The organism is Kitasatospora purpeofusca (assembly GCF_036010405.1).
In the GTDB taxonomy this organism is placed as follows: domain Bacteria; phylum Actinomycetota; class Actinomycetes; order Streptomycetales; family Streptomycetaceae; genus Kitasatospora; species Kitasatospora purpeofusca.
On record NZ_CP108561.1, the window covers coordinates 1,744,380 to 1,756,534 of the forward strand.

13 protein-coding genes and 1 pseudogene are annotated in these 12,155 nt (G+C 74.1%); all 14 read left to right on the forward strand.

Going from position 1 to position 12,155, the window contains the following annotated elements; translation table 11 throughout:
• Positions 1-127: 127 nt before the first annotated feature.
• The 14 genes and pseudogenes from OG715_RS07305 (at position 128) to OG715_RS07370 (ending at position 12,065) form a co-directional block, all read left to right on the forward strand.
• Positions 128-1,894 (forward strand): TraM recognition domain-containing protein, encoded by a 1,767-nt coding sequence (locus tag OG715_RS07305; protein WP_266277409.1) that lies wholly within the window; start codon positions 128-130, stop codon positions 1,892-1,894.
• Positions 1,891-2,301, forward strand: coding sequence for an XF1762 family protein (locus OG715_RS07310; RefSeq protein WP_266276286.1), 411 nt, complete (start codon positions 1,891-1,893; stop codon positions 2,299-2,301). Before OG715_RS07305 ends, OG715_RS07310 begins: the two co-directional genes overlap by 4 nt.
• A 65-nt stretch (positions 2,302-2,366) precedes the next feature.
• Positions 2,367-3,197: an adenine nucleotide alpha hydrolase family protein gene (locus OG715_RS07315; protein ID WP_266277407.1), complete on the forward strand. Its 831-nt coding sequence runs from the start codon at positions 2,367-2,369 to the stop codon at positions 3,195-3,197.
• 147 nt (positions 3,198-3,344) lie between these two features.
• Positions 3,345-4,289, forward strand: a complete 945-nt coding sequence (locus tag OG715_RS07320) for a hypothetical protein (protein WP_266276284.1) — start codon at positions 3,345-3,347, stop codon at positions 4,287-4,289.
• Complete coding sequence (locus OG715_RS07325) at positions 4,286-5,737, forward strand: DNA cytosine methyltransferase (protein WP_266276282.1); 1,452 nt, start codon at positions 4,286-4,288, stop codon at positions 5,735-5,737. The genes OG715_RS07320 and OG715_RS07325 overlap by 4 nt, the downstream gene beginning before the upstream one ends.
• A 53-nt stretch (positions 5,738-5,790) precedes the next feature.
• Positions 5,791-6,615 (forward strand): hypothetical protein, encoded by an 825-nt coding sequence (locus OG715_RS07330; protein WP_266276280.1) that lies wholly within the window; start codon positions 5,791-5,793, stop codon positions 6,613-6,615.
• Between the two features lie 4 nt (positions 6,616-6,619).
• Complete coding sequence (locus OG715_RS07335) at positions 6,620-7,774, forward strand: DnaB-like helicase N-terminal domain-containing protein (RefSeq protein WP_266276278.1); 1,155 nt, start codon at positions 6,620-6,622, stop codon at positions 7,772-7,774.
• A 43-nt stretch (positions 7,775-7,817) separates the two neighbouring features.
• Complete coding sequence (locus tag OG715_RS07340; protein WP_266276276.1) at positions 7,818-8,423, forward strand: hypothetical protein; 606 nt, start codon at positions 7,818-7,820, stop codon at positions 8,421-8,423.
• 67 nt (positions 8,424-8,490) lie between these two features.
• Positions 8,491-9,027 carry a hypothetical protein gene (locus OG715_RS07345; RefSeq protein WP_266276274.1) on the forward strand — a complete coding sequence of 179 codons (537 nt, stop codon included), beginning with the start codon at positions 8,491-8,493 and terminating at the stop codon, positions 9,025-9,027.
• Positions 9,024-9,716: a hypothetical protein gene (locus OG715_RS07350; RefSeq protein WP_266276272.1), complete on the forward strand. Its 693-nt coding sequence runs from the start codon at positions 9,024-9,026 to the stop codon at positions 9,714-9,716. The genes OG715_RS07345 and OG715_RS07350 overlap by 4 nt, the downstream gene beginning before the upstream one ends.
• A gap of 54 nt (positions 9,717-9,770) precedes the next feature.
• Positions 9,771-10,301 (forward strand): hypothetical protein, encoded by a 531-nt coding sequence (locus tag OG715_RS07355; protein WP_266276270.1) that lies wholly within the window; start codon positions 9,771-9,773, stop codon positions 10,299-10,301.
• A gap of 62 nt (positions 10,302-10,363) precedes the next feature.
• Positions 10,364-10,909: a hypothetical protein gene (locus OG715_RS07360; RefSeq protein ID WP_266276268.1), complete on the forward strand. Its 546-nt coding sequence runs from the start codon at positions 10,364-10,366 to the stop codon at positions 10,907-10,909.
• Between the two features lie 183 nt (positions 10,910-11,092).
• Positions 11,093-11,605, forward strand: a pseudogene (locus tag OG715_RS07365) (DNA cytosine methyltransferase); the annotation flags it as partial.
• A gap of 127 nt (positions 11,606-11,732) precedes the next feature.
• Entirely contained in the window at positions 11,733-12,065 is a 333-nt protein-coding gene (locus OG715_RS07370; RefSeq protein ID WP_266277489.1) for a hypothetical protein, read from the forward strand.
• Positions 12,066-12,155 lie beyond the last annotated feature (90 nt).

Genomic DNA, 12,155 nt, shown 5'->3' on the forward strand with positions numbered 1-12,155 from the left:
TTTCCCCGGCCCTGGTCCCCGGCGCGTGAGCACACCGCGCCCGGCGCCCGGCCGTCTCCCGCCCTGCGCCCGCGGCCCCTGAGGGCCTGCGATCCCGTGCGCCTGGGCCATCCCCGCAAGGACGACCCTGCCCCCCGCTTCCTCCCCCAAGTCACCCTCCGCATCTCCCGGCACCGACGCCCTCCTCTACGCCCTGATCGGTGCCGGCCTCCTCCTCATCGCCTTCGGCTCGATCGCCTGGGCCCTCGGCAACGCCACCAACCTCTTCTTCGGGCAGGGCCCGTGGGCGGTCTACCAGCCGGTCACGGCCGCGCTCCACCCCCAGCGGCTGTGGCCGGGGCTCGGGCCCGTCACCCTGCTCCTCGGCGCCCGGGTCCTGCCTGCCGCCGTCACCCTCGGCCTCGCCGCTGTGGGCCTGCGGATCTACTTGAAGGTCCGCAAGAAGAGCAACGGCCTGGCCACCAGTCGCGACCTCGCCGTCCTCCTGCCCAAGGAGATCACCACCAAGGCGCGGAGCCTGCGCCCCAGCCTCGCCTCCGCCAAGCCCGGCACGATCCGCCCCGAGGACACCGGCATCCTGCTCGGCACCCTGGGCGAGAAGGGCCCCGAGGTCCGCACCTCGTGGGAGGACGTCGCCGTCGCCATCATGGCGCCGCGCTCCGGCAAGACCACCAGCCTCGCGGTCCCCTCGATCCTCAGCGCCCCCGGCCCGGCCATGATCACCTCGAACAAGGCCGCGAAAGACGCCTTCACCGTGACGGTCGAGGCCCGCGCCGAGGTGGGCCGGGTATGGGTGATGGACCCCCAGCAGATCGCCCACACCGAGCAGGCGATGTGGTGGGACCCGCTCGCCGACGCCAACGACCTCCCCGGAGCCCGGCGTCTGGCCCAGCACTTCGTCACCGCCGCCGTCGACGAGGGTGAGCAGGGCGACTTCTGGAGCACCGCCGCCGCCAACACGCTCACCGCGCTGTTCCTGGCGGCCGGCGCCGACGGGCGCCCGATCACCGACGTCCTCGCCTGGCTCGCCCAGCCCGCCGACCGCACCCCCATCGACATCCTCAAGTCGAACCAACTGTCCGCCATTGCAGCCCAGTTGCAGGGCACGGTGTCCGGCGCTGTCGAGACCAGGGACGGGATCTATGAGACCGCGCGCCAGTACGCCTCGTGCCTGCTCGACCCGAAGATCGCCGCCTGGGTCACCCCCAACAGCGAGCTTCCGGAGTTCAAGCCCGCCGACTTCGTCACCCGCACGGACACCCTCTACCTGCTCAGCAAGGACGGCGGCGGCAGCGCGTCCGCACTGATCGCCGCCGCGGCCGACAGCGTGATGCGCACCGCCGTCGTCCAGGCCGAACGCGACGGCGGACGCCTCGACCCCCCGCTGCTGTGCATCCTGGACGAGGCCGCGAACGTGTGCAAGATCGGCGACCTGCCCGACCTGTACTCGCACTTGGGCTCCCGCGGGGTCATCCCGATCACGATCCTGCAGTCCTACCGGCAGGGCCAGCGGGTGTGGGGCGAGGTCGGCATGGACGCGCTCTGGTCCGCCGCCACGATCAAGCTCGTCGGCTCCGGTATCGACGACGCGGACTTCGCCGACAAGCTCTCCAGGCTCGTCGGCGAGCACGACGTGGAGACCGTCTCGCGCTCCACCAGCGAGTCCGGGCGCTCCACCTCCGTGTCGATGCGCCAGGAACGGATCCTGCCCGCCGACCAGATCAGAGCGCTCGCGAAGGGCACCGGGCTCCTGTTCGCCACCGGGATCAAGCCCGCCCTGCTCCACCTGCGGCCCTGGTACAAGGAGCGCGGTGCCGACGTGATCGGCAAGGCCTCGGCTCGGCAGACCGCGGCGATCACCGAGCGTGCCCGCGCCAAGGCGGTGGCCGAATGAGTCTCCACCTTGTGCCCGTCCGCGACCGCGAGGCCGTCCGTTCCGTCCGCCTGCGCCATCGCCGAACACCGCGAGGCCGGGTGTTCGCCGTGGCCGGCGCCGACGACGACGGGAGGGTTCGCACTGTCGCCGTCGCCCACCGGCCGACCGCCGGGCTGCTCGACGACGGCACCACGCTGGAGGTCACCTTCGCCGATGTCGGCACCGGTGCCCCGGTCGAGGACTCCCTGCTGTACACCGCCTGCCGCCGGGCTGCCGAATCCCTCGGCTACACCCGACTCGTCACCTACGCCCGTGACGACGAGAGCGCCGCGCGCGCCCGACGCGCGGGATGGCGGGCCACCGCTCGTCGCAGAGCGCGGCCGGGCGAAGGGCCCGTTGTCGTCTCGCTGTGGCAGGCGCCGTGACCGATACCGGCACCGCGCCCACCGTACGCACCCTGTCCCTGGGGGCCGGGGTGCAGTCGACCACGTTGCTGCTCCTGTCCGCGCTCGGCGAGCTGCCGAAGCTGGATTTCGCCGTCTTCGCGGACACGGACTGGGAGCCGAAGGCGGTCTATTCCCATCTCGACCGGGTCGAGCGGGAGATAGCCGAGCCCGCCGGAATTCCCATCCTCCGGGTGTCCTCCGGAAATATCAGAAATGATGCCCTGGACCCTGCTCACCGCTTCGCCAGCATGCCGCTCTACATCCTGAACAAGGACGGTTCACCTGGGATGACGCGGCGCCAGTGCACTGGCGAATACAAAATCAAGCCCATTAAGCGGCAGGTTCGGGAAATCCTCGGGTATCCGTATCCTGCGCGAATACCGGCCGAGGTGTTTGCCGAGCAGTGGATCGGTATTTCCACCGACGAGTTCCATCGGGCCAAGGATGCCGACGTCAAGTACACGCGCAACAGGTTTCCGCTGATCGAGCTGGGCCTGTCGCGCGGTGACTGCCTGGGTCTGCTCGCCGAGCACGGTCTGGAGAGCACCCCGAAGTCGGCGTGCCTGGGGTGCCCGTTCCACGGCAACGCCCAGTGGCGGGCGATCCGCGACGGCGACCCGGCCGAGTGGGCGGACGTCGTCGACTTCGACGCGCAGATCCGCGCCGGGAACGCCCGGGCAAGTGCGGGCGGCCGGCCCCTGCTCGGCCAGGCCTACCTGCACCGCTCCCGTGTCCCGCTGTCCGAGGCGCCGATCGACCGCCTCACCCGCCGCGAGCAGCTCGCCCTGGAGGAACAGCTCGTTGCCGACGAGGCCGAGTTCGGTCCCGCCGACGGGTGCTCGCCGTACTCCTGCCGCTCCGGCGATCCCGCCTGACCTCCTCGCTCCCCGCCCGAGACCGCAGTTGCGGTGGGCGGGGAACCCCGTGCCCCGTCCACCGCGGCGCCGGCCGCGTCACCACCCCCGCCCCGCCGTGCGCTCCCGGGCGTGGTGGCCGGCTCCGCCCGCATTCGCCTTCCTCGGATGCCATTTCTGATGTTCTCGAACACCCCCGTCGACCAGGCGAAGGCCCTGCGTTTCATCCGTCCGCTTCCGGACGGCACCACCACCGGCCTCCAGCAGATCGCCCGCCGCGCCGACACCGTCATCATCGCCACGCTCGCGCAGGGGAGTCGCCACGACGCCTGGACGGGCATCGACGTCCGCATCGTCTCCGCTGCGTACGGGGCACTGCCCGGCAACTGGTTCGGCTTTGCCGAGCACTCCACGTTCACCCGGGACGCCCGAAACGGGCGCTCCGACGCCGGCGCCCTCACCCCCGAGAACCAGCGGGACCTGCTCTGTGCCGAGGGGATCCTGCCCGACGCGGTCCGTGAAGCGGTCGACACCTACGTCCGGGTCTTCGCCCCGGCGGAGGCCCCGCAGTTCACCGCGATGCACCAGATCGACGGCCTGTGGTGGCTTGCGGAGCATCTCGTCGACCTCCGTGCGACCCACCCGCAGGCCCTGGCGGGCCGTTCCCTCCCGTACCTCGATCCCGACCTCGTGAACGAGGTGGCCTGCGGGATCTACAACGATCTCGAAGGCCTCACGGGCGAGTGGGAGGCCGTCCAGGGCGCGCGGACCACCTCCGTCAAGGACGACCTGCAGCTCCTGCGCGGCCTTCGGTCCTCTCTGCTGGACCTTGCCAGCCCCTCCGTCACGGGCAACCACCTGAGCCACGAGTTCCGCCGCCACGTCGAAACGCTGGACGAGATCACCTCGCAGATCACCACCGGCCTGCGCCGGCCGGTCGCCGTCGCGGGCGATTCGCCGCGCAGGGCCGCCGCCCTGAGCACCTCCGCGACCGCTCCACCCTCGCTCGCTGCTCCCCCGCCGACCGGCGCCGCGAGGGGCGCAGACGGTGAGGTGCTTCGCCCGTCTCCCGCAGCGCCACCGGCAGCGCCCGCTGCGGGCCGGACGCGGTGACGCGCCAGGAGTACACGTCCCTGCCGCCCCGCCGGTGGCCCAACCTCTCCACGGCCGGGGATCCGGCGTGGTTTCCCCAGCTGCGGCAGACGGGCCCCTGGTCCCACCGGGAGCTGGTCGCGCTCGCGCACCCCTGGCCGGTCTCCTGGCTGTACCCGCCGCGACGCGGCGACCCGCCGAGGATCGTCAACCTCTTCGCCGGCCCGGGCGGTTGGGAGGTCGGTCTCCAGATCCTCGCGGACGGCGGCACGCCCTTCGACACCGTCGGCGTCGAGCTGGACGAGAACGCTGCGGCCACCGCGCGGGCGGCCGGCTTCCGGCGCATCGTCGCCGATGTCCGCCACCTCGACCCCACCCACCCGGCTCTTCGGTACGTCGAGGGCCTGATCGTCAGCGCGCCCTGCATCACCTGGAGCCCCGCGGGACTCCGGCAGGGCCACGCCTACGCGAACCTGGAGCTGCTGCTCGACGTGCTCCCCCTCGCGCTGGAGGCAACGTTCGGGCACTGGCACGACGACGGCGAGTGCGACGAGGGGGACAGCTGCCTGATCTGCACCGATCCGGTCTGGGACGGCAACTGCGGGTGGACAGGCCCGCTGATCACCCGCAACGACGCCCGCGAGCCCATCTCCAGGATGACGGACCCGGGAATCGGGCTCGTAGCCGAGTCCGTGCTCTGGGCGCTGAGCCTGTCCGCCTGCTACGACAACCTCCAATGGCTCGCGATGGAGCAGTCCAGCGCGCTGCCCTCGATCGTGCCGGACGCGATCGGCGAGGTGCTGGAGATGGCGGACTGGCGCGACTGCGCCCACTGGAAGCTGGACGCGGCGGACGTCGGCCTCGCCTCCCACCGCCGCCGCACCTACCTCGTCGCCGGACGCCACGAGATGGTGAGTCTGCGCACCGCCCAGCCCATCGACCCGACACCGGCCCGCACCGCCGCGCAGGCCCTCGGCTGGCAGAAGGGCGTGCGGGTGAACACCCGCGGGAACCGCGCGACGCCCGGCGGCAACGAATGGAGCGCGGACGAGACCGCCACCGCCGTCACCGGACGCAGCCGCAGCTGGTACTGGGCCGGTGACCCGCAGCGGCGGATCACCACCGGCGAGGCATCCCTGCTCGTCGGTATGCCCGCCGGTCACCCCTGGGACGGCTCGGACACCGCCCGGTTCCGCCAGATAGGCGATGTCGTCGCACCCACCGAAGCCGCCCGCGTCCTCGGCACGCTCCTCGGCCGACCATGGCGCGAGGCGGTGCGCGGCTACCTGGAGAACCTGTACGGGCCGCGGTCGCAGGCCCGCGCCGCCTCCGCCAATCCGCGCCCCGTCTCCCGCCGCGCCACAGCCGCCGGCACCGCGCCGGGCCTGCCGGGCCTGGACGCCCTGGGGGCTCCCGCGGAACTCCCGCCGCCGGCTGCGGAGCGCCGTCGCCCGCAGCGCTCGCGATGACCGATTCGGCAGCCCGGCGCCGGGTCCACGATCCCTACTCCTTCAGGAAGTCCATGGAAGAAGCCGTCCACGCACTGCGTGACTGGACACCCGGCGATCCCGCCAGCGCCATAACCCTTCAGCGGCTGGATGCCGAGCCCGCTCTCTACGAGGTCGTCGCCTCCCAGCAGAGCGCCACCGAACAGTTCCTGGTGGCCGCCGACCGCGGCGCGCCCTCGGTGATGACCGGCATCAACAGGGCCGCCGGCATCCATCTGCGGCTCGACCCGGCCGCCCGGACCTTCCACCTGCGCATGTCCTCGGCGGTCACCTACGCCTGGGCCGGCCACTGGCTCGTCGAGCGCGGCGCGCGCCCCGACGCCCTCGCCGCCTACCACCCTGTTCCGGTAGACCCGTACGGACTCGGCTCCCCGCACGAGTTCAACGGGCTGCTGGACGGCGGCGACTACGCGTTCGCCCGCCCCGGCGACGGCGCCACCCTGCGCGCCGAGCACCGGATCCGCCGCTCCGGCTCGCGCTACACGCTCCTCGGCCGTCAGATGGCCTACTCGTGCGGCTCCAGCGGCGGCGAGTGCGAGGCCAACTGGGCACTGCTGCTCGACCGCCACCCCCGCGCGAGCGGTCGCCGGTTCCTGCTCCAGTTGGAGACCGTCTACCTGCGCAGCGCGACCTACAGCATCACCGAGGGCGGCTTTCCCACGAAGCAGCAGGCGGAAGACGTCCTGCGCCGGATCGACCCGCGCGCGCCCGCGCCGATGCCCGCCACCGACCCCGTCACGGGCCTCGCACCGGCCCGGCAGTCGCTCCCGCCCAGGACGGCGGGCCAGGCGTTTCGGCCCCCGCCCGCCACGAGTCCTCCCCGTCGCGGGCGGAGGTGACGCGGTGAACCCCCAGATGGAGGCCGAGCAGGCGGTCCTCGGCGCGATCCTGTTGGCGCCGGAGCGGCTGCGGGACGTGGCCGGCTGGCTGCGGCCGGAGCACTTCTACCGGCCCGCTCACGCCGCCCTGTTCGAAGTTCTGCTCGCCCAGGACGCGGCCGGGCACCCCGCTCCCCCGGACACCGACGGGGCGAGTTCCGCGTGGGCGACGCAGGCGATGGCCTCGGCGGCCGAGGCCAGCCCCGGCTTCACACCCGGGTACGGGCACACGCTGATCGCGGCGTGCCCCGTGACCGGCCACGCCGCCGCGTACGGCCGGATGGTGCTGGAGACCGCGGTCCGCAGGCAGGTGCACGAGCACGCCCACCGGCTGCTGGCCGCCGCCCGCACCGGCGCCGTCGACGGCACGCTCCGCCTCACCGGCGACCTGCGGGCCGCCATCGGTCAACTCGCCGACGCCTGGGGGTCGCTGGACGAGAACCCGCGGCCCCTTCCCGGTCCGTGGCCGCTCGAACTCCCCCCACCCGCCGTCGAGGAGACGCTGCGGCAGGAGGCTGCGCTGCTCGCGTCCCTGACCGCCCTCCCGCGCGAGGTCCGGGACATCTCCCCCTGGCTGCACCCGGCGGACTTCCTGGACCGCGGGCACCGCGCCGTCTACCGGGCGGTCGCCGCACTGGCCCACCGCGGCGAGCCGATCGACCCGCTGACCGTCCTGTGGGAGATCCAGCACCACGGAGACCTGGCCTCGGGCACGACCACCGCCGACGCCGTGCGCGCCGTCACCCGGGCCGGATTCAGCGGTGATCCGGGCTACTGGGCCGAACAGGTCCTCCAGGGCTCCGTCCTGCGCTCCGCCCTCACCGCGGCGGGCACGGTGCGCATGCTGTCCCTCGACACCTCGCTGCCCGCCGCCCGCCTCCTCGGATCGGCCCTGCACACCCTGCGCGGCACCGAGGCGGTGCAGAAGCGCTGGCGTGCCGCCACCGGCACCGCAGGCGCCGACGGGAACCCCGTCGGCGAACCCGACGAGCCGGAGCACCGCCGCGACGCCGCCCGCGCCCGCTCACTCGCCCCCGTCCCCGACACCGGGACGACCGGCCCTGCGTCGCCCGCGCAGCAGGCGGCCTGCGCCCGCGCGCCCATCCGCAGCAGCCACTGAACCGCTGCCCACCCTCTCCTCTCTCCCAGCCGAAGGACCTCCGATGCCCACCCCCGTCCGGCCGCCCAGCCCCGCCTCCACCCGGCTGCGAGCCGCCGCCACCACCATCGATGAGCTGACCGCCGCCCTCCCCGGCGCCTACAGCGAGCAGGGACCGCCCTCGGTGGCAGAACTCCGGGAGCACGCGGTGCGGATCGGCGAACAGCACCAGGTGCTGCTGGGGACCGCCGCCGCTCTGACCGGTGCCCCGAACGCCGACACCGCGCAGCGAGCCCTCGCCCGCGCCCTGGCCGACGCCGCCGCCCGCGTCGGCCAGGCCCTCGCCACCGTCGGCCGGGCCGGCGCGATGGCCGCCCGGCTCTACGAGGTGGACGGCCTCGACGGCCCACGGGCCGAAGACGTGCGCGAGCGGGCCGGGCGCGAGCTGAACCTCGCCCTGTCCCGGACCCGGCTCGCCCTGGAGGACGCCGGCGAGGGCCTGCGGCGCGAAGCACGCTCGGGACGCGACGGCGCCGCGCTGCCTCCCGGCCGCCTGCGAGCCGCCGTCGCCCGCAGCACTGCGGCCCACCCGGCAGCCGCGTTCATCACCGCCCCGCACCCGGCTCCGACGCCCGCCGTCCTGCCGACCGCCGCGGGTATCCGCCGCTGACGCCCCCTCACCTCCGGAGCCTTCCATCGCCCCACCCACGACCCCCGGGTTCGACACCGAGCTGGTCATGCTCGCGAACGTCATGGCCCATGTCGCCGAGACCCTCAACCGCGCCGACACGGTGCCCGGCCACCCCCGCGTGCCCACCCCCGCGGCCCTGGCCGACGGGGCCGAGCACATGCTCACCGTGCTGCGGCACTGCTCCACCCGGGCCCAGGCCCTCCGGGCCGGGCCCACCGACCCGGCCCGGGCCACGGCCGCCCGCGGCTTCCAGGCCACCCGGGCCCACGCCGCCCGGGCCCACCGCCACCTCGCCCACGCGCTCGACGCCGCCGTCGCCCTCGAATGCAGCCCCGAGGACAACGGCACCGGCCGCACGCCCGACGTACGCGAGGACGCGCTCGGCTACCAGGTGCTGAACTCGACGGCCCTGGCCCACAACGCCCTGGTCGCCGGCTGGCGCCAGATCACCGAGATCCGCGCCGAACTCCCCTCCCCGGTGCAGCGGCAGCCGCCCACCGCTGCCCGCCCGAGGCGCCCGGTCTCCGCGGCGCCAGCCGCAGCCGCGGGCGTTGTCGCGCAGACGGGCGGGCGCCGGCGATGAGCGACATCAGCGCCGACGACGTCCAACGCCTCGCGGATCTCGCCACGAACCTCGCTCAGCTCCGCCGCGACCTGCGGCACACCGCCAAGGCCCCGCCCGCCAAGGTTCCGGACCTGCTGGCCCGCGACATCGGCGCGCTCGCCGACTACGTGGCCGTGGCCTGCCTGCTGCGCGCCCAACTCTCTCACCGCACTGGGCCCGCCGTGGCGAACGTCGGCGAGGACTGGGGGCCCACCTTCGCCGCCACCCGGGCAAGCCCGGTTCTGCACAGGCTCACCGAACTCCTCAACCAGGCCTGCGACCTCGCGAACCAGGTCCGTCCCCGCGGCGAGACCCGCTCCCACTTCTACTCCCCGGGCCTGGACACCCGCGTGGCCCAGCAGTTCGCCGAGGTCGACGGCATGCTCTCCCACACCATCAGCACGATCCGCCGCTTCCGCACGGGCCTAGCCCAGGTCCGCAAACGCGAACTCGCCCGCGAGCAGGAGGCGCTGGCGGACCCGGACGGCAAGGCCGCACGCTTCCTCGCCGCGCGTGCCGAGTACCGCAAGCAGCCCCTGGTCATCGTGCCGTCCGGGTTCGCCGAGGAAGCCGCCGCCACCGCCGAGGCGGCGTCCCGCCGTTCCGGTGCCACCCGGATCGTCTCGCGATCCCCCGCCGCCGCGACGACTCCCTCCTCCCGGCGCTGACCCCCGTCCACCCCCGATGATCGGAGTGCCCTGATCGACACCGACCCGTCGGCGGTGATGCGCTCCCTGGCCGACCGGCTGGAGGCCGTGAACCGCACGCTGCTGCCCTCGGCGGCCGGCCACCCCGCCGAGACGGCGTGGCCCATGACCCACCTGGTGGCCATCGCCGCCGACGCCAGTGACGAGGTCCTGTTCCGCACCGCCGACCCCGGCGCCGACCGGGCCGCGCTCGCCGCGTTCGCCGCCGCCGTGGCCGGCACCGCCCAGGCCCTGGCCGTCGTCGCCGACTCCGCGCACCGGCTGTTGACCGCACCGCCCGCCGCCGCATCCCCGGCCGAGGCCAGCCACGCCCACTCCGTCGCGCGCGCACTCGTCACGACCACCGCGCGGGAGCTCAGCTCGGCCGCCGACCGCGTGTCCACCGGACCGGTGGCCGCCGTCACCGACCTGTCGAGCCACCGCGGCGCGCAGGCAGGCGCGGCGCTGGCCCGCTCCCGCGTCGTCAGCGTCCGACCCGCCGGCCCGGACTCCCGCGGCGACGCCGCCCCCACAGCGCCCGTCATCCCGCTGCGCCGCAACCGCTGAACCTGGAGCGCTTCCTGCCCACCCTCGCCGACCGCCCCGACCTGATCATCCTGGCCGACTCCATGGACGACGCCGCGGCCTCCTGGACCGACTCCCAGGACGACGCCCACCTCCCCTCCGTCGGACTGGTGTTCCTGCAACTGATCACGCTGCGCACGATCCGCACCGCGCTCCTGCAGGCCGCCGCCGAACAACCCGCCCCGTACGCCGCCCCGGACGATGCCGCCGCCGCCCGACGCGGCACGCTGGCCACCGCCCGCGCCTCCTCGGCGTCCGCCCTCGCCGACCACCGCCTCTGCGAGGTGATGGAACTGGTCCTCGCCGCGCAGGGGCAGCCGGCGACGGAGATCGCCGTCGACCACGCCAAGTGGCTGTACCGGGATGCCGCGAAGGCCCTCTCCTCGGCCTCCATCCACCTGCGCCAGCACATCCAGCCACCACGCGCCGCCCGCACCCGCCCGGCACCGGCCGCAGCCTCGGCACCGGACAAACGCGGTGCCGCGGCCCGGCTTCGGACCTCCTTGCGCCTTCCGTTCCGCAAGGACCGTGCCCCGAGTCCGGCGCCTCCCGCCCCGCACGCCGTGCCCCCGGCACCGCGGCGGCACTGACCTCTCCCCACACACCTCCTACCGGAGCCCTCCCCTGCCCACCTCCTCCCTCTCCGCCGAGGAGCAGTCCGCCCTGCTCCACACCATCGCCACCGCTCTCGCCGACACCGCGCAGTACCTCGCGACGAGCACTGCCCACCGCGACCCGCTCGCCACCGCAGCCACAACCGCCCGGAAGCCCCGATGACGGGGCCGGGCGGCATACGGATCGGCTCCCTGTGCTCGGGCTACGGCGGCCTGGACCTCGGCGTCCAGTCCGTCCTCGGCGGCACGATCGCCTGGCACGCCGACCCCGCCCCGGCCGCCGCCGCCATCCTCGACCACCACTGGCCCGAGGTCCCCAACCTGGGCGACATCACACAGGTCGACTTCAGCCGGGTCGAGCCGGTGTGCGTGCTGGTCGCCGGGTTCCCGTGCACCGACGTGAGTGTGGCCGGCGGCCGGGCCGGGCTCGCGGAGGGCACCCGCTCGGGCCTGTGGCACACCATCGCCCGCGCCATCTCAACTCTTCAACCATGTCTGGTGGTTCTTGAAAACGTCCGCGGCCTGCTGTCCACCCCCGCCAACGCGCCCTCCGACTGCGACGTGGAACCGTGCCCGTGGTGTCTGGGAGACACCGGCGATGAGCATTCTCTGCGGGCACTCGGTGCCGTACTCGCAGACCTGGCCGACGCGGGGCTCGATGCACGGTGGCAGGTTCTACGAGCCTCCGATGTCGGAGCCCCCCACCGCAGGGAGCGCGTCTTCATCGCCGCCTGGCCTGCCGGCCCCCCGGGCGAGGGACTTCAAGGGCCCGGACCCCGGACGGGAGGACCTCGGACATGTGGTCACGCTGCTGCTCACCCCGACCTCGAACCTCGGCAGCATCGGCGGCTCCCAGCACCCGGACCGGCGCAAGGCAGGCGGCCACGGCCCGAACCTGAGCGACCTGGTCGAGCACCTGCTGCCGACACCCCGGGCGACCGACGGCACGAAGGGCGGCCCGAACCAACGCGGTTCCAGGGGCGACCTGACGCTGCCGAGTGCCGCAGCGAGGATGGATCCGGCATCCCCGGCTCGGGACCGGCCAGCGCCGGGGCGCCGCAGCGCCGGCACCCAGATCCCGCTGCCGGGGCAGACACCGCTGCCGATGGACGACGCGGATCCGCGCAGCTGAGCCGCTGGGGCGACTACGCCCCGGCCATCGCCCGGTGGGAGGCCGCCACCCGCCCGGCACCCGATCCGGTCGATACCAGAGGGCGCCTCT